This is a genomic window from Shewanella amazonensis SB2B (assembly GCF_000015245.1).
GTDB lineage: Bacteria > Pseudomonadota > Gammaproteobacteria > Enterobacterales > Shewanellaceae > Shewanella > Shewanella amazonensis.
Genome location: NC_008700.1, coordinates 2,783,042 through 2,802,481 on the forward strand (window position 1 = coordinate 2,783,042; position 19,440 = coordinate 2,802,481).

A 19,440-nucleotide genomic window follows, 5' to 3' on the forward strand; every position below is an offset into this window, starting at 1 on the left:
CGTTATTTGCCCATTCTCAAAGTCTGCATCAGCATACTCTTGGCGGTATCGGCCACCTGGACATTCATTTGATACGAACGCGAAGCGGAAATCATGTCGGCCATTTCTTCCATCACGTTCACATTGGGTTTGTAAATAAAGCCATCGGCATCCGCCATGGGATGGTCCGGGTTGTATTCTTTTTGCAGCGGCTTATCACTTTCGACTATGCCTTTGACATTCACCCCACGGGCAGATTGCTGCTGGCTGGCTTTGGCAAGTTCAGCCTCAAACACAGGATGACGCGCCCGGTAGGTTTTATCGACGCTGCTGGACACTGAATCTGCGTTGGCAATGTTGCTGGCGGTGGTATTGAGGCGAACCGATTGCGCACTCATCCCGGAGCCAGACACATTGAAGATATTAAACAAGCTCATTGTCAGTCTCCTTTAATAGCCTTTTTCATACCGTTGAACTTGCCTTCCAGAAAGCCCAGCGACATCTGATATTCGAGCGCATTCTGCATAAAGGCAGACTGTTCCTGCTGAATATCCACCGTGTTACCATCACCGGTGTCGGGCTGATTGGGAACACGAAACTGCACGTGCTGCCGGCTCAATGCTTGCAAGTCAAAATGCCCTTCACTGGTTTGGGCCATTTGCATGCCACGCTGCTGGCTGCGTGCCGCTTGCAGCGCATCGGCAAAGTTCACATCCCGTGCTTTATAATGGGGGGTATCGGCGTTGGCGATATTGCTTGAGAGGACTTCTGCCCGCTCTGCTCTGATGCCAAGGGTAAATTGATGCACCCCGAGCGCCTTATCGAAACTGATCGCCATAAAATTGCCTCCACACCATGATGTCAGATGAAAAGCAATTCGTGTGCCAAATCTGGGACGTTCCCCCTTACAAATGACAGACAACAAAAAAGCCGACTTAGCAATGTCGGCTTTTTTGTTTTTATTCATTAGGTTATTTGGCTATGTCTTCTTCTGGTAGTAAATACCCGGGTTGCAGCGCACCATGTCAAATTCATCGGTCAAACCAGCAATAGACTCGGAAGCGCCAAGAAACAAGATGCCCTTGGGATTGAGAGCGGCAGCAAATTGCCGCAGTATTTTTGCCTTTGCCTCAGGGGCAAAGTAAATGAGCACGTTACGGCAAAAGATGATGTCAAACTTACCAAGCAAGGCATAGCTTTCCAACAGGTTATGTGCCCGGAAACTCACCATGCGCCGCACATTGTCTTTTACCCGCATATTGCCGCTTGGCAGGGTGTCGAAAAACGCTCTTTTTCGTTCATCCGATAAGCCCCGTCCCAGCGCCAGGCCATCGTACTCGGCCTGTTTACAACGCTCCAGCATCGAGGGGGATAAATCCGTTGCCTGAATTGACGCGCCAGCGGGTAAGCCGCCCGGACGTTTTTGCTGATATTCCAAAATCGTCATGGCCAGCGAATAAGGCTCTTGCCCGGAAGAACAGGCGGCAGACCAAATTTTCAGCGGCCTGCCAAGCTTGGCATAGTCTGGCAGCAGCGCATTGGCGAGCAATTCGAAGGGGTATTTATCACGAAACCACAGGGTTTCGTTTGTGGTCATGGCATCAATGACCTCGGCGCGCAGTTGCCGCTCTGTGGGTTTCATTGAATGTTTAACCACTTCAGATAATGAAGGCAGGTTGTATTTGCCCATCAGAGGCGCAAGGCGGCTGCGGACCAGATACTGCTTGTTTTCGCCAAGCACTATGCCGCTGTGTTGTTCAAGGAACAACCTGAATTGATTATATTCCGCTTCAGCCAGTGATTTGTCTGACACCGTTTCTCATCCTGCACCTGATAGAGAAAATTAACTCAATAACTGGTTAACCTTCTGATTTTATTCCCCAAAAATAAGCGCTGCTTTATACATTATCCAGTGACTGAATACAAGCGCCCTTGGAGGAGTATAACCCCGCCCAAGGGGAATGCCATCCTGCTCAAAGACTCAGATGCTTGTTCACGGCCGCGGCCAGTTCGTCAGGGTTGAACTTGGCAATAAAGTCATTGGCACCCACTTTCTGAACCATCGCCTGATTAAACACGCCGCTCAGCGACGTGTGTAAAATCACCTTGATGTCTTTGAGTTTGGGATCATCACGGATTTCGGCGGTCAGGGTGTAACCGTCCATTTCCGGCATCTCGATATCGGAGATAATCAGCGGGATCTCGTGAGCCACGTTGGTCATTTCCGCCGAAATGGCTTTCAGTTTTTCCAGTGCTTCACGGCCATCTTTTGCCGTATCAATCTGCAGCTCGAGAGAGGTGAGCGCACGGATGATTTGCTTGCGGGCCACGGCAGAGTCATCAATCACCATAATGTGGAAGTGCTGCCCACGATCAATGGTTAACTGTGCGTCAGTGTCTTCACTGATAGCAGTACGGACCGGACTGATTTCATCAAGAATTTTTTCAACGTCCAGGATTTCAACCAGCTCTCCATCAATCTCAGTGACCGCTGTTAAATAGGAGTAGCGACCCGCCCCCTGGGGCGGCGGCATTATGGCTTCCCAGTTCATGTTGATGATGCGCTCGACTGAATTCACCAAAAAACCCTGAACACTGCGATTATATTCAGAGATAATAATAAAGCAGTTTTGAATGTTCTCTATGGGTTTGCCACCGGTGGCCGCGCTGAGGTCAATCACAGAAATGGTGGTTCCACGAATATGGGCCACACCGCGCACGAAAGGATTGAGCTTGGGTAATCCGGTCAGGGGGGGGCACTGCAATACTTCTTTTACTTTAAAGACGTTAATACCGAAGCGCTGACGGCCGTTCAGCTTGAACAGCAGCAGCTCCAATCGGTTTTGCCCCACCAGTTGGGTACGCTTGTTGACTGACTCAAGAATGCTCGACATAAGTTCGCCTTAGTGGTCTTGATGGAATGACGCCCCGAACACCTCGGAGCATAGGCATGTAACTTGCTTTTGTTATTGTCACCGACAACCCTTGCCCCAACTTCGTCAAACTTCTGACGGCCCGTCTAAGCGCTTGGACGAGGTACTTTGGTGCTGAATGAAAGTATAGGTGTAATCTGGCGCCACACGCTAGTCTGTTCATTATGAAAGTAAAGTTAGCACAAGTTTTGGTGATTCTGACGTTGTTACCCAGGGTATCAATCGCAGAAGAACCTCATACCCCGAGTATATCGGCCATCGCATCGGCGGCTGAAGCCGTGGTTATTGAAAAAATTGATGCACCGGCCAATGCCAAAATCAGCGTACAAGCCCAAAGCCTGGAAAGCCGAGGTAATCTGCCTCGATGTGAAGGACCTGTATCAGCAAGACTTGCCACCGACAGACCTATTTCCCGAAACAATACGGTGCGCATCAGCTGTGTTAGCCCGGATCTGGACTATCCTTGGCAGATGTACCTTTCAGTACGCGCAGAAGTGCTTTTCCCTGTGGTGGTGGCTAAACGCCCGCTCGGTAATGGTGATTTACTGGACGCAGAGAGCATAGAAGTCAGATATGTCGACAAAACACTGCTGCGTGGCCAACAGTTTTCGCACTTACAGCCCCTCTATGGGTCTCGGGTGAAGCGCCGGATCCCTCAGGACGCCCCCATTTTTGCCGACAACCTGTGTTTTGTGTGCAAGGGAGATGCAGTAACCATATACGCAAAATCGGCCAGCTTTGAGATAAAAACCCAGGGAGAGGCCTTGGCCGATGGAAACGAAGGCGATAGGATTAGGATTAAAAATATCAATTCAGACAGGGTATTAGAGGCTACTGTCATTGGCGTTGGCGAAGTGGAAGTCAAAATGTAAAATACCCTAAAGCTTTGCTGGCTGCGGCCGATAATAATCACAAGAAACCCAAATCCGTGACACTGGAGCCCGAAATGGCCATCGAATTACCCAAAAACAATGCCGCGTCCAACCGCGTCGGCAACACCAGCAGTCCACTGACCAGTGCCCGCACTGCCCAGGCATCGGCAGCTCAAACCGCGCAGCCACAGGTACCTCAAAAGGCCGACTCGGTGATGATCACCAGTCAGGCTCAGCAATTGCAAAGCGTGCAGTCAAAGCTGTCTTCTCTGCCTGAAGTTGACCAAAAGAAAGTGGCCGAAATCAAGCAAGCCATAGCGGAAGGGCGTTATAAAATTGACCCTGAGAAGCTCGCGGCCAATATCGCCAGCTTTGAAGCAGAATTACAGGAATTGGGCCGCGACGCCTGATTTTCAGCACGGATTGGGAAACATCCAAAGCCGGCCATTTGATTATGGCCGGCTTTTTGCATTCATTTATTACTACCCCTGATGTCAATAAAACCGGGATGCAACACCATGGACCACGTCAATGAACTCAATCAGTTGCTCGATGCGCAACAAAGCCTGCTGGAGCAACTTCTGGCCGCTATGGCAGCTGAACGTGCAGCCTTGATTGCCCAAAACGCTTCTGAGCTGATGGCCATCGCAGAGCACAAGTCATCTGCCCTGTTACGACTGAAGCAAAATGATGATGCAATGGCGGCTCATCCAGGTCACAGCCTGCTGACAAGCGATAACGCCCTGGCAGCCAAGGTAGAGTCGATACAACACACACTTGCACGCTGTAAGCACGAAAACGAAGCCAACGCGCAGCTCATCGAGCACAGTCAGGCCAGTGTTAACCGACTGGCACAGGCGCTACAGGTAAGTCGTAACGCAAGTTCTCTTACCTACACGGATAAGGGTAAAACATCGACCATCTCTACCTTGGGCAGCAGCATCGAAGTTTGATGCGCCCGGGCCATACACACTTCGTTTCTACCTGCGCCCCCAGGCGAAATACCCTACAAAACGCCCAATATAAAAGCCCCATTCTCAGGGGCTTTTTTTACAACGCGGTTACCATCAACAGGGATGTCCACCTTAAAAGTAAGTCACTTCCTTCACCTTCGAGGGACGATTCTGCTGCTGATAGATATCCCACACACGAGCAAAATCCAGTTCCAGCTCAGTCACATAATGCTCGCCAACTGGATAAGCCTTGACCACTCTGGCTCCTCTTATCACGCCCGATACTGACGCTTTAATGCTGTCACTGCCCATGGCCCAATCATTCACGCTGGCGCCGGCACTGATTTTTTGACCGTAAACCTGCTCTGCCAGCTCTCGGTATGCCGCAAGTTTGGAGGCCTGCATCGCCATTAACACCTTTTCGGCCTGGGTTTTGGCGGGTTGGGTTGCCAAAGGCGCGTAACCAATAGCGGTCAACTTGGGAAAACTGGCAGGCGCCTCTGTTTCCCACTGTACATAACGGTCATCACTGCTTGCACAACCGGCTAAAAACACCAACGCCAAACAGGTGTAAATCCACTTTTTCATTTGTCTTCTCCAAGCAGAGTGACTCTGTCCAATCCAGGCGCTTCATAGCGATACAATAGCCCGTCTTTGGAGACCACTTGCTGAGAGTAACCCAGGTAATCTCTGAGATCGCCCGGACGACTGAACGATTGTGAGGCTGCCACCACCCGGTTATTGGCAATGTCGACCAGGCGACTGTTTACTGTCATGCCATCACGTCCCAGGCTGTAAGTGGCCACCAGCACATGCTGGGTCTGGGCAGTGTCCCGCAGCTTTTGCCAATCGCGGCTCAGCAACAAGTCCCCTTGCTCTGTAACTCTCAGGGTTTGGCTAATGGCGGTATCCACTACGTTAAAATACCGGGCGTGAAGCGCCGCCATCATTCCCTGCTGTAGCTGGCGAGCGAAACTGCCACTATGGACCATGTCATCCACGTTAACCGGTGTCGCAACCACGATGGGATCGGTGGAGGAAAGTACGTCATTGGTCAGCAGTAGCTCATTGACTATCTGCTGTGCCAGAACATTGACTTGCTCCCGTTGAGGATAGCCTTCGTTCCCATAGGATACACTCTGGGGAACTTTGGGTTGTCCCATTGCGGGCAACCAGACAAAAGCGAGTGCCAGAGTTGTGAACATTCGCGCCTTCATAGAGTCAACTCCATGATTTAATATAAGTTAATAAGAGAACCCAGTACCAGGTTTTCCAATCCATTACACAACTATCGGCAACTGTGGCAATTACTTTACTTCAAAACTCCATAATCCCACCTGAGGGAATGCCGATGGCGGCACGTAACTTGCTTAGCCCATACCACGACAGAACCATCCAGTCTCAAACCAGTGCCGCGGCAACATAAAGTGGCTTGCACGCCTTGTGCCAAAGACATCGACGGATGGAAACCTCAACCCTTTGAGATGTGGCAGGACAGGCATATGGGATTGATAAAATCCGCCCTTGTATTCAGTGCGCTCCTTGTGAGCATTCAGGCACAAGCCGACTGGGTGACGGCTCAGGGCGAGGCTGTGATTGTGAATGGCAACATCACCAAAGCACGTGCAGAAGCGATAGAACAGGCCGTCAGCTATGCAAGCCTGCAAGCAGGTGTCAGCATTGAATCCAGTCAACATATGGTCGATGGCCATCTCATTGATACCAGCACCCAGCTGATGCAACAACTGATGACCGGGCCCGTACAACTCATCAGTGAGCAGATTGAAAACAACCGCTTACGGGTACAATTGCGGGTCGAGCTGATGGAAGCGCCTCAAAGTCAGTGCCAGAGTACACATCTGAAAGCCGCAATCTTATTGCCGGAAGCGGCAGTGAGTCACCGCAGCCAATTGGCACAGGGGCAGATAAACAGTCTGGGAGCAGCCGTATCCCAGCAGCTCGCCCGCAGACTGGACAGTACCTCAGGCGCGGCCTTCGCCAACTTGCGACCGGGCGCACGGCTTGATTTGGACGCAAGACAACTTGCCGCCCCCGGCTATCGTTTGCCGGGTTACCTTGCCATGGCAAGCGACAGCCAATACGTGTTGGTCCCGCAGATCACCGATGTCTCTACCGAACCTGCACAGAGCAGCTATTTTGGTCTGATAACAGACGCTCCCGAGCGCCAATTTGCCCTTACCCTCACCCTGTTCCAGGGGATCAGTGGCGAAATTATCTGGCGTGACGAGTTCAACACCTCTGCTCCCTGGGAGTTTGAGCGTACTGAGCAGGTCTCTCCTGCCCATGACAGATTCTGGCGCTCCGCCTACGGCATGGCGGTGGATAAACTGCTGGTACAGGCGATAAAAGAACTCGACAAGGCACTGCTGTGCCGACCTGTACTGGGGCAAATTGTTGCCAGGCAGGGGCAAACCCTGATCCTGAATTTGGGCCGCCGTCATGGCATCAAGGTGGGGGATGAACTCGCAGTCGTGCTCGCCAAACACATTCCAGACAGGCTAAACGAGACCCGCGCCACCGGGAACAACACTAAAACAACCATCAGCATAACCCAGATCACCGAAGACAGTGCCCGCGCCGAACTCTCTGGTCTTGGCAGCGTCGACAACATCCAGGTAAGCGATATTGCGATAAAAACCGGGCAGAACAAGAATTAACCAGTTAAATATCAAGACTTTTAATCAAAGGTAAAATAGGTATAATCAGCGGGTCTCCCTATAGCTCAACAGGATAGAGCAGTCGCCTCCTAAGCGACCGATCGGGGTTCGAGTCCCTGTGGGGAGACCAGTCACTTCTGCTTGTGACTGCTTGCACAAGTTTCAAGCTTTTCTTTCAGTTCCTCTTTTCTCTGTCGACTCCGATGATTCAATTCCGCTTCTTTACTCGCTGACAGAGCCTTTTGTGTTAACTGTAACGCCTATCTACCGCTTGCACGGTGGTTATCTCTTTTTTGGTTACAACTTCCGGTGTGGGGTGTAATCAATCACCTGCAGTGGGCTTTCGTAAATCCCCCCCAAGTGACACGCTGCAAGCACATCCAAGTAAGCTCGACGACAGCATCCTTGCAGTCGACGGTCACTTGCGGGGATATGCCTGAAATTGGCGTGACCTTCAGCTTGGCTACCAGCTTGAGCAATGTGTTTGTTAAAATACCGCATCTCAGGAAATATGCTGAGGGCTCACCTTAGGTCGACCATGGTGACTCACTCTCTCTAAGTCCCGTCCTGTCGGGGTAATGACCCAAGGCCGGAGTCTTTGCTGATTAGATGTTGGGGGGACATAACACTTGAGGTGGGTTTCTGAGTCCTCCCCAAAAGGGGCGATCATCAATCACCGCTCGCTCCTTCCCTCGCGCCAGAAAGGCTACTGGGCTGCACGGGGCGGGCGAGCGGTGAATTCGAGCCGTTACACCTTAAATACCGCGATCAACTGCGCCATCTGCCTGGAGTCTTCTGCAATCCGGTCACTGGTGTGACCAACAGTTTCACTCTTGGACAGGTTTTCTACTGAAATCTCATTGATTCTATTAATATTTTCATTCAGCTCCGCAATCACGGCACTCTGTTCATCAGTCGCGGTTGCGATTTGCAGGTTCATATCATTTATCTGACCTATGGCCTGTTTAATCAGGCCGAGGGCATCCATCACCTGTGCCGTTTCATCTACCGTATTATCCGATTGCTGACGTGCTCTGGCAACCGATGCATTGACTTTGTCGACGGCGCCACGAATGGCTTCAATGATGGCATTGATCTCCTGAGTGGATTGTTGAGTACGGCTCGCCAGGGTTCTGACCTCATCCGCAACCACAGCAAAACCGCGCCCCGCCTCACCTGCACGGGCGGCCTCAATGGCAGCATTGAGTGCCAGCAAATTCGTCTGCTCGGCGATGCCCACTATCACATCGAGAATTTGCCCGATTTCACCCGAGCTGACTTTGAGTGCCTTGGCGATCTCTGAGGTCTCTTCCAGCTCGCTCGATAGCTGCCGAACATTGCCCATGGCATGGGTTACCACCAGGTTGGTACTGTCAGCCTGGCTGTCGGCATTTTTTGCCGATTTTGCCGCAAGCTGGGCATTCGCCGCCACTTCACTGGCCGTGGCAGACATTTGATTGATAGCAGCTGCCACACTCTGGGTTTCCTGTTGCATGCTGTTTGTGGCATGGGCCGCCTGGTGGGCAACATTCGAAAGCGAGGAAGATAACTGCCGGCTGTGGTCAACCGAATCGCGCACCGAGATCACCAGTGACTGAATACGACCAACAAAGGCGTTAAAGTATACCGACACCTGTGATAGCTCATCGCGGCCGCGCTCCTCCAGTCTCAAGGTCAGGTTGGCCTCACCTTCGGCAATGTTTTTAAAAGCCATCAGGGTTCGCTGCAAAGGCTCGGTCACACTGCGACTTATCATCAACAACAATGCCATCACAGGCCCCCACACCAACAGGAACACCAGCAAATATTGCCAGGTAAACTCCTGTTTCTGGGCCGCAATATCATCCACATAAATACCTGTGCCCACTATCCAGCCCCACTCACTAAAGCGCTTTACCACACTCATTTTAGGACTGGGGGCGTCAGCGTCTGGCTGATTCCACATGTAATTGACCAGAGCTGAATCACTGTTTTGCGTGAGGCGGATCATTTCGGCGAACAACTTCACCCCGTTGGGATCAGCCATTCCCAACACATTGGTATCAACCAATTTTTTGGCAAAGGGATGCTGGATCATCATCCCCTGTCTATCGATGGTGAAGTAGTATTCTTTGCCCGAGTACCTGAGGTTATCCAGGGCGGACAACGCCTTTGCCTTGGCATCGGCTTCGCTAAGCTCCCCGGATTGGGCCTTGCCCTGAAAGTCTGTGATGATGCTGATAGCGATATCTGTCAGTGCATTCAGCCGCGCTTCTTTTTCCTGCACCAGCACCGTATCCATGTTGCGCAGGGCAAACACAAACATCAGCAGGGTCGCGACCAATGACAACAGCAACATCACCCAAATTCGGCGTGAAATATTGTAATTTCTCAGATAGTGGCCAAGCATAAGCACCTCGATATTCGACAACATTGCCAGAGGGTTTTGGGGCGAACGTTATCCGCTGGATATGCTCTCATTCCCGGGAGCAGCCCCCAAAAATCCGACAAACCTTGAGTAAAGACGGGGTCAGCCGACACATCGCTATAAGTGACATGGTACAGCGCCACAGTCACTCAGCCCCCGGTCGTTTCAAACCATAGTATGTGCTGAAGGCGTGACTAAAAACTGCACTTTAGTCGGTGGTAAGCCAGCTTAAATCATGGAATTCAAAGAAAAGTATTAGCGAAAATATGCCAGCAGCGCCAGTGCGGCCGCTGGACGATGACAATAAATAGACGCCCCTGATCGTCAGCCACGGTCTCTATGGAACATCAGGCCATTTTCACGCGGATTGCCAGCGTGTACTTACGGCCATTGTTGGGTCCGACCTGGTCGATTATGCGCAGCCAGCAATCAGGCGACAGAGTCGGGTCTTGTAGCGGTAAGCATGCCATATAGATGAACCTAGTGCGCGCCCGGACTAATCAGATAGCCTGAAGCCTTCGCGGCTTTACTCAAATTTGCCTGTAACCCATATTTCACCTCAGCAACATCAGTCCATTAATCCTGCACCCGTCAACTTTCTGACCCCAAAGCTGGAACATGTTTTGCACTGATACGTGTCTTGCGATTGTGTAACTGAGTAAACTGAGGATGACTCCTCATACCCAGGGTGAAACGAGTGGAAGCTTTCGAAGAGTAAGGGGATGATTGATATGCATTTTCCCACAGGACTATCATCTCTCCGCCCTTGTAATATTCCATCTGTTTATATTACATTTATCAATGGGTTATTAACTTTTCCAAGGACACCCTATGCTTGAACTCATCGGACGACAAACCGAACTTTTTGAAGCCGATCTCAATGTACTGTCAGAGCAACTGTCAGCCAGAGTATCGGAAGCGTCCTTTCTTGTATTGGGTGGTGCCGGTTCAATTGGACAGGCAGTCGTCAAAGAAATATTCAATCGCCAACCGAAAAAGCTACATGTAATTGATATTTCGGAGAATAACCTGGCAGAACTTGTCAGGGATCTTCGCAGTTCCTATGGTTATATTCAGGGAGACTTCCAAACGTTTGCCTTGGATATAGGTTCTCTGGAATACGATGCATTCATCAGACATGACGGTAAGTACGATTATGTCCTTAATTTGTCAGCACTGAAGCATGTTCGCAGTGAGAAGGACCCCTTCACCCTGATGCGGATGATAGATGTAAACGTGTTTAACACCGACAAAACCATCAAGCAATCAATCGCATCAGGTGTAAAAAAGTACTTTTGTGTATCCACTGACAAAGCAGCAAATCCGGTAAATATGATGGGCGCATCCAAGCGCATCATGGAGATGTTTTTGATGCGCCACAGTGAGCAAATCACGATTTCCACTGCACGCTTTGCTAATGTGGCATTCTCAGACGGCTCGCTGTTGCATAGCTTCAATCAAAGACTACAGAAGCAGCAGCCCCTGGTGGCTCCCAATGACATCAAGCGTTATTTTGTGACCCCAAAAGAAGCGGGCTTACTCTGCCTCATGTCATGTATCTTAGGAGAGAATCGCGATATCTTTTTCCCGAAGTTAAATGAAGCGCTGCATCTGATGACCTTCGCAGATATTGCGGTTAAATACCTTTCAGCAAGGGGGTTTGAGCCGTTTGAATGTCAAAGCGAAGACGAGGCAAGGCAGTTGGCGGCAACCTTGCCAGCACAGGGGAAATGGCCATGCTTTTTCACTGCCAGCGACACAACCGGTGAAAAAGATTTTGAAGAATTCTTTATGGCGCATGAAACTTTGGATATCACGCGTTTCCAGGACTTGGGGATCATCAAAAACGATGCTGTTTACCAGCCCGAATTACTGGACGAATTTGAAATACAGATCGAGCGAATGAAATCTGCCGGGCAATGGAGTAAGGCTGAACTGGTCGAAGTGTTCACCAGGATGATACCTGACTTTGGACACAAGGAAACCGGTAAGTACCTTGACAGTAAGATGTGAGACCAACGACATGAAGCCTGAAACGCTCGTTGAGTTTGTACGAGACATATACCAAAGCAATGAGCAAATCCCTTTGCATGTGCCGAGCTTCGACGGCAATGAAAAGTCGTATGTACTCAACTGCATAGACAGCACTTTTGTGTCGAGTGTCGGCCAATATGTCAACAGGTTTGAACGCCAGATAGCGGACTTTACCGGTTGTGCCGGCGCCGTCGCAACCGTCAATGGTACTGCTGCTCTGCATACAGCTCTTCACCTCGCAGGGGTTGAGCGTAACGACTTGGTGATCACTCAGGCCCTGACATTTGTCGCAACGGCAAATGCGTTGTTTCATATGGGCGCGCAGCCGATATTTGTCGATATCTCACCACTGAGCTTGGGGCTGTGCCCAAAAGCGGTAGCGTGTTATCTGCAGGAAAACGCGAAACTGACAGAGTTTGGCCCCGTTCATAAGCAAACTGGGCAAAGAATTAAGGCTGTGGTGCCAATGCACACATTTGGGCATCCGGTGGAACTTGACGAACTGGTCAGTGTTTGCGCCAAATGGCAACTCACCCTGGTCGAGGATGCAGCAGAAAGTCTTGGATCCTATTACAAGGGGCACCATACCGGAACCGTAGGAAAATTCGGTGCCATCAGCTTTAACGGTAATAAAATCATCACCACAGGAGGCGGCGGTATGCTGCTTTGCAGCGATGAGCAAAGCGCATTGCATGCAAAACATGTGACCACCACAGCCAAAGTACCCCACCCCTATGAGTTTTATCATGATGAGCCGGGATTTAATTACCGAATGCCTAATATCAATGCTGCATTGGGTTGTGCTCAGATGGAATGTTTACCGCAATATCTCGCTCAAAAACGGCAGCTTGCCCATCAGTACGAAGCATTATTTGCGTCGAGTGACCTTAAATTCGTCACAGAGCCGGCATATGCCCAATCTAACTACTGGCTCAATGCCATCGTTTGTGCTGATCGTCAACAGCGTGACCAGTTACTGCAATTTACCAATGTTGCAGGTGTTATGACCCGGCCTGTTTGGCAGCTGATGCACCGTTTGCCCATGTATCAATACAGTCTTCGGGGTGAATTGACCAACGCCGAGTTCTTTGAAGCCCGCTTGATTAACCTGCCCAGCACGCCGGTAGCCGAGGTGGTCAATGATTGAACTGGATGTTAATGCATTAGCCTCAGATATTTACTACCGGCGAAGCTATATTTCCTTGTATGAGAATGACGCTGAATACTTTGAGTATACTTATCAAGAAGGTCAGTCTCGCATCAGGTTTTGCTCTCTCAAGCGCAGAATCGACAATGTATTGGGCGTTCCTATAAGTGACGAGTTATACGACTTGGAAACCCCTTATGGTTATGGAGGCCCCTTAAGTAACTCTGAGGATCAAGGCTTTCTCAATCGTGCTTTTGCTGCCTATAAAAGTCACTGTAAACAGCATAATATTGTTTGTGAGTTTATCCGGTTTCACCCGCTTAACCCGTTAGCCAAACACAGCTTTCTTTTTAATATGTGCCGTATTGAGCGACACGTGGTCGCAGTAGAGCTTACCGAAAAAGACACTCGTCGAAGCCAGTATTCAAAAACGACAAGAAACATCATAAAAAAAGCGGAGTCGCAGTTAGATATTGAGCATAACGCGCTAGAAATAGATCAATTCTCTCAATTTTACTTCCATACCATGGAAAGAAACAAAGCCGAGAAATTTTATTTCTTTGACAACAGTTATTTTCATGCGTTGTTAGCAACTGGATGGACAGAATTACTGGCGGTAAAATATCAGGGTACTTACGCGTCCTTAGGTTTGTTTATGATAGGTAATGAGTTGGCCCACTATCATTTATCTGCCAACAATCATGAACTAATGCACAAAAATGGGAACTACCTGTTACTTGATGCAGCATTCGAACTTGCTCGTTCCCATGGATGTCAATACATGCTTTTGGGTGGTGGAAGAACCGCTCAAAAAGAAGATAGTTTATTTCTCTTTAAGTCTAAATTCTCAAAGAAAACCTTACCTTTCTATATTGCTGGTATCGACTTTATGCCCGAAAAGCGTATAGAACTGAACAAACTTTGGTGCGAATTGAGTACCACAGCAGAGATACCGGCAAGATTTCAGCTTTATAGAGCTTTGGAGCCCAATCATGGTTAAGACTTTTATCATCGCCGAAGCGGGCGTAAATCATAATGGCAATATTGCTCTGGCAAAGCAGCTAATTGACTCTGCAGTGGAAGCCGGCGTTGATGCAGTAAAGTTCCAGACTTGGAAAACCGAATTGCTTGTCAGCAAAGATGCTGAAATGGCTGCATATCAGATTGAAAACACACACAAAAAAGAGTCTCAATTTGAAATGCTCAAGAGACTTGAGCTGAGTTATCCCGACTTTATCGAGTTAAAGGCGTACTGTGATACTAAAAATATCTTGTTCCTTTCAACCCCAGACGAGCATGAAAGCGCTCGTTTTTTAAACGGATTACAGAGTGTCTTTAAAATTGGATCCGGTGAACTGACCAACGTTCCATTCCTCAGGTTAATTGCAGGTTTTGGTAAACCTGTGATCCTATCGACTGGCATGGGATACCTTTCAGAAGTGGAACAAGCACTGTTTGTGCTAACAGAAGCAGGACTGGCACTAACGGATATAACGGTTTTACATGCAACCACCGACTACCCCACGGCGCCACAGGACGTAAACTTACGTGCCATGCTGACTATTCAAAATGCGTTTCCCGGAGTTAAGGTCGGTTATTCCGACCATACTTTGGGGATTGAAGTATCTGTCGCGGCAGTCGCCTTGGGTGCAAGTATCATTGAAAAACATTTTACGCTGGATAAAGCAATGCCGGGCCCCGATCACAAAGCGAGCCTTGAACCTGCTGAACTGAAAGCGTTGGTGCAAGCCATTCGAAATGTCGAAGCATCCCTTGGGGATGGCCGAAAGCTCCCCACGTCAACTGAAATGGTTAATCGAAAGCTCGTCAGAAAAAGTATCATCGCAAATACTTATATCAGCGCGGGCACAGAGATAACCGCCGATATGTTGGATGTCAGACGTCCGGGAGATGGAATTTCCCCTTCTCGCTGGGATGAGGTAATCGGCAGTATCGCCAAAAAGGACTATCAATCAGGAGACCTCATTTAATGCGGAAGATTTCCGTTGTGACAGCAACCCGAGCAGAATATGGATTGTTGAGAGGATTACTCGAGGACATCAATGCAGCATCGGAGCTGGAATTACAGCTGATCGTTACCGGCACTCACCTTTCTCCGGAATTTGGACTCACGCTTCGACAAATCGAAGAGGATGGCTTTTGCATCAACAAAAAGGTGGAAATACTCTTGTCATCCGATACAGCTGTTGGCGTCAGCAAGAGTATGGGACTGGCATTGATAAGTTTTGCCGAAGTGTTTGATGAGCTGAAACCCGACATACTCGTGGTATTGGGCGATAGATATGAACTCATTCCGATTGTTTCTGCTGCCAATATCGCCAGGATACCAGTGGCACATCTGAGTGGTGGAGAGCTTACTGAAGGGGCAATTGATGAACTGATTCGCCATTCAGTAACAAAGATGTCTCAACTGCATTTTACCGCGATGGAGGAGTATTCAAGACGAGTCGTTCAGATGGGTGAACTCCCTTCGAGAGTGTTTACCGTGGGCGAGATAGGCCTGGATAATCTCAAACGTATTCAACTGAGTTCTAAAGTTGAATTTGAAAACAGCATACACCGTAAATTGATGCCTAAAAACTTGCTGATTACTTATCATCCGGAAACTACCCAAGAGGTTGAGAAAGTTCGTAATGATTTTGAGCTTATCCTAAAGGCCCTTGACCAATTAGATAACACGCTGCTCATTTTTACGAATGCAAATTCCGACGTAGGCGGCCGCTCTGTCAATATGATGATCGACGAATATGTCGATAGCCACCCAGAAAAATCTATCGCATTTACTTCTTTGGGAGTAAAAAGGTATTTATCCGCATTACAGTATGTTGATGCGGTTGTAGGTAACTCATCCAGTGGAATCGTTGAAGCCCCTTCATTCAGGATAGCTACCATCAATATTGGTGAAAGACAAAAGGGAAGAGTGCGTGCATCAAGCGTTGTAGATGTCGACGTGGATAGTGAGCAAATCCTCAAGGCCTTAGAAGCCATTTATTCTGACGACTTTAAAGCACACTTGAAAGAAACTGTAAACCCATATGGAAAGGGTGATAGCGTCCAAAAAGTGATTGCTGTGTTGAAATCTGTTGACTTAGATAGCTTAAAGAGAAAGCCATTTTATGACCTCACTATTGGCTGATAAACTCCCGATTGGTGGTGAGCAAGAAATAGCTTTTGATGGCCTATATTATGGGACTACAAACAGTGGACGCTCGTCGCTTCGTTGGGCATTGCACTCTATGGATCTATACGCCAAGCGAATACTGGTTCCTGATTTTGTGTGCCAAGTGGTTATTGATGTTTTGCTGGAGTTCTCTATACAACCTGTGTTTTATGAGGTCGGGCTGGATTTAGACTTCAAGTTACCTACAGATGCAAAAAATTGTGACGCGCTATATTTAGTTAAATACTTTGGCCACAGTTCAAAATCTTTTAGCATAGCGCTAGAGCAGTCGAATATTCCATTGATAATTGACACAGTGTTCGATGCTGAACTACCAACTGTAAAAACAAATAGCCACTGGTGTGCATTTAACAGCCTAAGAAAAATATCCAGGATTGCTGACTACAGCCAACTAGCCTCAAACAAACCACTTATTCCAATCGAACGCACCAGATTGGAAACTTTTTCCAGGTTGAAGTATCAAGCTAAAAATATAAAACATCAGTTTTTAACTAAAAAAATTGAAAGCGAAGAACGTTACTTGAATCTATTTTCAGATGCTGAATCCATCCTTGATGATAGCAAGGGAGTCTATTATCCGGAAGATAATAGTATATTTTTATCAAACATTTTTCACCACAACCTTTCAGCTGAAACAGAGCTAAGACGTTCTAATTTGGAGATAGCAAAAGCAACCCTTAGCGATGTCACATATATAGACATCAACCCTTGCTTACCGAGTTTCCTGCCAATACTTTTAAAAGATAGAGATAGGGTTAGAGAAAAACTAAAGAAAAACCATATGTACCTAGCTATTCATTGGCCATCGCTATCTACTCTGGGCAATAAGCTATCACCTAACATACTCTCTATACCATTAGACTCCAGATATCAGATGTCTGATATACAGCGGATGTGCCAAATTATAGCCAAGGAGGCACTGTGAACATTCGACTAAAACAGGCAGAGATAAAAGATTTTGATGGTTTCTTAGCGATACGTTCGGAAGCAAAAAATGTTTATTGGTCTGGTTTTAGCGCCGCGCCCCGGTCAGAAACCTTACGCCAGCACTTTATTAATGCCATAAACAGTGAAACCAGAAAATTTTATCTGTTATTTATGGACGAATTGGTAATCGGATATCTATATATTGACTATGACTGCGCCAGCAACATTGCTGAAGTTGCTTATGGTGTTTCGGAACATTTTTCTGGAAAGGGCCTGGCAGCGAAGATGATCGATATGGGAATGTCTTCACTTCCTGTAGACTGCAAGGCGGTGATTGCATGGATTGCTGAATCAAACGTTGCTTCGACTAAATCCATCGAGCGTCTTGGATTTATCAAATCGAATGAGTCACTACTCCGAACATTTGCCCAAGAAGAGCAGCCTTTAAAATTCTATAAATTTATCAAAAACATCGGTGAACACCATGACTGAAAAGTGGAAATCTGTAACTCTTTCAGCGACATCTACCATCCGCGAGGCGCTTGAAATTATCAACAGAGAAGCCTTAAGAGTAGCGCTGGTGGTTGATAAAGATCGAAATCTTGTGGGCGTTGTCACCGATGGTGATATTCGAAGAGGTCTGCTAAAGAACTTATCTCTTTCAGATGGCATCGCTTTGGTAATGAATACCAATCCAACCACGGCAGAATCGGGTACGCCGAAGCAAGACCTCGTTGAATTGATGCAACGCAAAGGGATTATCTCAGTACCACTGTTGAAAAACGGTAAAATCGTCGGGCTGGAAACTCTCCAAAGTGCGCTGACCAGACCTACTTACCCCAACCCTGTTCTGATCATGGCGGGCGGCTTTGGCACCAGGCTAAAACCTTTAACCGATGACTGTCCAAAACCAATGCTTAAGATAGGTCAACGCCCCATTCTTGAAACCTTGATTATGCAAATGGTGAAATGTGGTTTTGAGCATTTTTACGTATCAACCCATTACATGCCTGAAAAAATCCATTCTCATTTTGGTGATGGTAAAAATTTTGGTGCGAATATCACCTATGTTCACGAAGATGTCCCTCTCGGAACGGGAGGTGCGTTAGGATTAGTGAAAGATAAACTACAGGATGACCTGCCGTTAATCGTGATCAATGGGGATGTATTAACCACAGTCAACTTTGAGCGACTTCTTGAGTTCCATTTAATCAATCAAGCAGATGCGACAATGTGCGTGCGGGAATATGAGTATCAGGTGCCCTACGGCGTAATCACTACCAAGGGAAAGAAAATCTCCGGAATGGTGGAAAAGCCTGTACAGCATTTCTTTGTAAATGCAGGGATCTATGTGGTATCCCCTGCTGTATATAAATCCGTCGAACCAAACAGTCACATAGATATGCCAGCTTTACTTGAAAAACACATGCATGCACGTGACAGAGTCTACACATTCCCTATCCATGAATATTGGCTGGATATTGGTCGAATGGATGAGTTCAACAAAGCACAATCTGACATAGAAGTGTTAGGGATTAATTAATGCTTAACGATAAACGTGTGCTGGCTCTCATACCTGCTCGAGGCGGCAGCAAACGCCTTCCGCGTAAAAATATTCGTCTACTTAAGGGTATTCCCCTTATTGGCTGGACCATTACAGCGGCTAAACAGAGTCAATACATTGATGAAATATTCATCAGTACTGATGACCAAGAAATACTCAGTTACGCCCAAACATTAGCTGTTTGGGCCCCAGAATTACGCCCCGCTGAACTGGCAACTGACTCAGCCACAAGCTCTGATGTGCTTGTATATACATTAAACAAGTATGCTCATAATTATGACTTGGTAGTTTTGTTGCAGCCAACCTCTCCATTCAGGAATGCTCAGCACATAGATGAAGCGTTGGAGCTGTTTATTGCAAATCAGGCGGAGGAGCTTGCATCTGTAACCCCGTGTGAACATTCTCCCCTGTGGACCAATACCTTACCCGCAAACCATTCGCTCAATGGGTTCATCAAAACAGAAAACTTGAAAAGATCCCAGGAATTACCAGACTTTTACCGCTTCAACGGTGCCATTTATATATTTGATATTAAGTGTTTTTTAATCAAAAAAAGCATTAGTTACGGTGAAAATAGCTTCGCTTATGTCATGGATAATGAACACTCGCTCGACATCGACACTGAGTATGATTTCAAGCTAGCCGAGGCCATCAGTAGCCTACAGACCCAGGCCTGATGGCTATTACCAACATAATTTTTATTAAATCAGATAATTATTGGTTAACGTGCGGATAGATATCGAC

Annotated in this window: 20 protein-coding genes and 1 tRNA gene; 14 read left to right on the plus strand and 7 right to left on the minus strand. The window is 47.9% G+C overall.

The window, feature by feature from the left end:
• Positions 1–2: 2 nt before the first annotated feature.
• From flgC to SAMA_RS12140, 4 genes are all read right to left on the minus strand, one after another.
• The gene (flgC, locus tag SAMA_RS12125; RefSeq protein ID WP_011760430.1) at positions 3–416 is read right to left on the minus strand and encodes a flagellar basal body rod protein FlgC; all 414 of its coding nucleotides are present in this window, start codon (positions 414–416) and stop codon (positions 3–5) included.
• Positions 417–418: 2 nt separating this feature from the next.
• Positions 419–817: a flagellar basal body rod protein FlgB gene (gene flgB / locus SAMA_RS12130; protein ID WP_011760431.1), complete on the minus strand. Its 399-nt coding sequence runs from the start codon at positions 815–817 to the stop codon at positions 419–421.
• A 141-nt stretch (positions 818–958) separates the two neighbouring features.
• Positions 959–1,792, minus strand: coding sequence for a CheR family methyltransferase (locus SAMA_RS12135; RefSeq protein WP_011760432.1), 834 nt, complete (start codon positions 1,790–1,792; stop codon positions 959–961).
• Positions 1,793–1,952: 160 nt separating this feature from the next.
• Positions 1,953–2,873 (minus strand): chemotaxis protein CheV, encoded by a 921-nt coding sequence (locus SAMA_RS12140; protein WP_011760433.1) that lies wholly within the window; start codon positions 2,871–2,873, stop codon positions 1,953–1,955.
• Positions 2,874–3,076: 203 nt separating this feature from the next.
• Between SAMA_RS12140 and flgA the strand changes: the two genes are divergently transcribed.
• The 3 genes from flgA (at position 3,077) to SAMA_RS12155 (ending at position 4,737) form a co-directional block, all read left to right on the plus strand.
• Positions 3,077–3,784 (plus strand): flagellar basal body P-ring formation chaperone FlgA, encoded by a 708-nt coding sequence (flgA, locus tag SAMA_RS12145; RefSeq protein ID WP_011760434.1) that lies wholly within the window; start codon positions 3,077–3,079, stop codon positions 3,782–3,784.
• Positions 3,785–3,858: 74 nt separating this feature from the next.
• Positions 3,859–4,194: a flagellar biosynthesis anti-sigma factor FlgM gene (gene flgM / locus SAMA_RS12150; protein ID WP_011760435.1), complete on the plus strand. Its 336-nt coding sequence runs from the start codon at positions 3,859–3,861 to the stop codon at positions 4,192–4,194.
• Positions 4,195–4,302: 108 nt separating this feature from the next.
• Positions 4,303–4,737, plus strand: coding sequence for a flagellar protein FlgN (locus SAMA_RS12155; RefSeq protein WP_011760436.1), 435 nt, complete (start codon positions 4,303–4,305; stop codon positions 4,735–4,737).
• A gap of 132 nt (positions 4,738–4,869) precedes the next feature.
• Here SAMA_RS12155 and SAMA_RS12160 read toward each other — a convergent pair whose 3' ends face one another.
• Positions 4,870–5,325, minus strand: coding sequence for an LPP20 family lipoprotein (locus SAMA_RS12160; RefSeq protein WP_011760437.1), 456 nt, complete (start codon positions 5,323–5,325; stop codon positions 4,870–4,872).
• Positions 5,322–5,942 (minus strand): FlgO family outer membrane protein, encoded by a 621-nt coding sequence (locus SAMA_RS12165; RefSeq protein WP_157608328.1) that lies wholly within the window; start codon positions 5,940–5,942, stop codon positions 5,322–5,324. The genes SAMA_RS12160 and SAMA_RS12165 overlap by 4 nt, the downstream gene beginning before the upstream one ends.
• Positions 5,943–6,239: 297 nt before the next feature.
• Between SAMA_RS12165 and SAMA_RS12170 the strand changes: the two genes are divergently transcribed.
• Together SAMA_RS12170 and SAMA_RS12175 are read left to right on the plus strand one after the other, a co-directional pair.
• Entirely contained in the window at positions 6,240–7,415 is a 1,176-nt protein-coding gene (locus SAMA_RS12170) for a flagellar assembly protein FlgT (protein ID WP_011760439.1), read from the plus strand.
• Between the two features lie 54 nt (positions 7,416–7,469).
• Positions 7,470–7,545 (plus strand) — tRNA-Arg (locus tag SAMA_RS12175).
• Positions 7,546–8,163: 618 nt separating this feature from the next.
• Here SAMA_RS12175 and SAMA_RS12180 read toward each other — a convergent pair.
• Positions 8,164–9,828 carry a methyl-accepting chemotaxis protein gene (locus tag SAMA_RS12180; protein ID WP_011760440.1) on the minus strand — a complete coding sequence of 555 codons (1,665 nt, stop codon included), beginning with the start codon at positions 9,826–9,828 and terminating at the stop codon, positions 8,164–8,166.
• Positions 9,829–10,653: 825 nt separating this feature from the next.
• Between SAMA_RS12180 and SAMA_RS12185 the strand changes: the two genes are divergently transcribed.
• The 9 genes from SAMA_RS12185 to SAMA_RS12225 are packed head-to-tail and all read left to right on the plus strand — an operon-like array spanning position 10,654 to position 19,373.
• Complete coding sequence (locus SAMA_RS12185; protein ID WP_011760441.1) at positions 10,654–11,835, plus strand: UDP-N-acetylglucosamine 4,6-dehydratase; 1,182 nt, start codon at positions 10,654–10,656, stop codon at positions 11,833–11,835.
• Between the two features lie 10 nt (positions 11,836–11,845).
• A complete protein-coding gene (locus SAMA_RS12190) occupies positions 11,846–13,003 on the plus strand; it encodes a LegC family aminotransferase (RefSeq protein ID WP_011760442.1) in 1,158 nt (385 codons plus the stop codon).
• Positions 12,996–14,003, plus strand: coding sequence for a GNAT family N-acetyltransferase (locus SAMA_RS12195; protein WP_011760443.1), 1,008 nt, complete (start codon positions 12,996–12,998; stop codon positions 14,001–14,003). Before SAMA_RS12190 ends, SAMA_RS12195 begins: the two co-directional genes overlap by 8 nt.
• Positions 13,996–14,994: an N-acetylneuraminate synthase gene (gene neuB / locus SAMA_RS12200; RefSeq protein WP_011760444.1), complete on the plus strand. Its 999-nt coding sequence runs from the start codon at positions 13,996–13,998 to the stop codon at positions 14,992–14,994. Before SAMA_RS12195 ends, neuB begins: the two co-directional genes overlap by 8 nt.
• On the plus strand, positions 14,994–16,160 hold the full coding sequence (neuC, locus tag SAMA_RS12205; RefSeq protein ID WP_011760445.1) for a UDP-N-acetylglucosamine 2-epimerase: 1,167 nt from the start codon (positions 14,994–14,996) through the stop codon (positions 16,158–16,160). Before neuB ends, neuC begins: the two co-directional genes overlap by 1 nt.
• Complete coding sequence (locus SAMA_RS12210; RefSeq protein WP_011760446.1) at positions 16,141–17,130, plus strand: hypothetical protein; 990 nt, start codon at positions 16,141–16,143, stop codon at positions 17,128–17,130. The genes neuC and SAMA_RS12210 overlap by 20 nt, the downstream gene beginning before the upstream one ends.
• Positions 17,127–17,624 carry a GNAT family N-acetyltransferase gene (locus tag SAMA_RS12215; RefSeq protein WP_011760447.1) on the plus strand — a complete coding sequence of 166 codons (498 nt, stop codon included), beginning with the start codon at positions 17,127–17,129 and terminating at the stop codon, positions 17,622–17,624. The genes SAMA_RS12210 and SAMA_RS12215 overlap by 4 nt, the downstream gene beginning before the upstream one ends.
• Positions 17,617–18,675: a nucleotidyltransferase family protein gene (locus tag SAMA_RS12220; RefSeq protein ID WP_011760448.1), complete on the plus strand. Its 1,059-nt coding sequence runs from the start codon at positions 17,617–17,619 to the stop codon at positions 18,673–18,675. The genes SAMA_RS12215 and SAMA_RS12220 overlap by 8 nt, the downstream gene beginning before the upstream one ends.
• A complete protein-coding gene (locus tag SAMA_RS12225) occupies positions 18,675–19,373 on the plus strand; it encodes an acylneuraminate cytidylyltransferase family protein (protein ID WP_011760449.1) in 699 nt (232 codons plus the stop codon). The genes SAMA_RS12220 and SAMA_RS12225 overlap by 1 nt, the downstream gene beginning before the upstream one ends.
• Positions 19,374–19,440: the final 67 nt, after the last annotated feature.

What these genes read in the sequence shown, in the direction of transcription:
- neuB (WP_011760444.1), top strand. Translation starts at nt 13,996, where the DNA reads ATGGTTAAGACTTTTATCATCGCCGAAGCGGGCGTAAATCATAATGGC.
- SAMA_RS12195 (WP_011760443.1), top strand. Translation starts at nt 12,996, where the DNA reads ATGATTGAACTGGATGTTAATGCATTAGCCTCAGATATTTACTACCGG.
- flgB (WP_011760431.1), bottom strand. Translation starts at nt 817, where the DNA reads ATGGCGATCAGTTTCGATAAGGCGCTCGGGGTGCATCAATTTACCCTT.
- SAMA_RS12210 (WP_011760446.1), top strand. Translation starts at nt 16,141, where the DNA reads ATGACCTCACTATTGGCTGATAAACTCCCGATTGGTGGTGAGCAAGAA.
- neuC (WP_011760445.1), top strand. Translation starts at nt 14,994, where the DNA reads ATGCGGAAGATTTCCGTTGTGACAGCAACCCGAGCAGAATATGGATTG.
- SAMA_RS12185 (WP_011760441.1), top strand. Translation starts at nt 10,654, where the DNA reads ATGCTTGAACTCATCGGACGACAAACCGAACTTTTTGAAGCCGATCTC.
- SAMA_RS12220 (WP_011760448.1), top strand. Translation starts at nt 17,617, where the DNA reads ATGACTGAAAAGTGGAAATCTGTAACTCTTTCAGCGACATCTACCATC.
- flgA (WP_011760434.1), top strand. Translation starts at nt 3,077, where the DNA reads ATGAAAGTAAAGTTAGCACAAGTTTTGGTGATTCTGACGTTGTTACCC.
- SAMA_RS12155 (WP_011760436.1), top strand. Translation starts at nt 4,303, where the DNA reads ATGGACCACGTCAATGAACTCAATCAGTTGCTCGATGCGCAACAAAGC.
- flgM (WP_011760435.1), top strand. Translation starts at nt 3,859, where the DNA reads ATGGCCATCGAATTACCCAAAAACAATGCCGCGTCCAACCGCGTCGGC.
- SAMA_RS12165 (WP_157608328.1), bottom strand. Translation starts at nt 5,942, where the DNA reads ATGTTCACAACTCTGGCACTCGCTTTTGTCTGGTTGCCCGCAATGGGA.
- SAMA_RS12170 (WP_011760439.1), top strand. Translation starts at nt 6,240, where the DNA reads ATGGGATTGATAAAATCCGCCCTTGTATTCAGTGCGCTCCTTGTGAGC.
- SAMA_RS12190 (WP_011760442.1), top strand. Translation starts at nt 11,846, where the DNA reads ATGAAGCCTGAAACGCTCGTTGAGTTTGTACGAGACATATACCAAAGC.
- flgC (WP_011760430.1), bottom strand. Translation starts at nt 416, where the DNA reads ATGAGCTTGTTTAATATCTTCAATGTGTCTGGCTCCGGGATGAGTGCG.
- SAMA_RS12225 (WP_011760449.1), top strand. Translation starts at nt 18,675, where the DNA reads ATGCTTAACGATAAACGTGTGCTGGCTCTCATACCTGCTCGAGGCGGC.
- SAMA_RS12160 (WP_011760437.1), bottom strand. Translation starts at nt 5,325, where the DNA reads ATGAAAAAGTGGATTTACACCTGTTTGGCGTTGGTGTTTTTAGCCGGT.
- SAMA_RS12180 (WP_011760440.1), bottom strand. Translation starts at nt 9,828, where the DNA reads ATGTTGTCGAATATCGAGGTGCTTATGCTTGGCCACTATCTGAGAAAT.
- SAMA_RS12140 (WP_011760433.1), bottom strand. Translation starts at nt 2,873, where the DNA reads ATGTCGAGCATTCTTGAGTCAGTCAACAAGCGTACCCAACTGGTGGGG.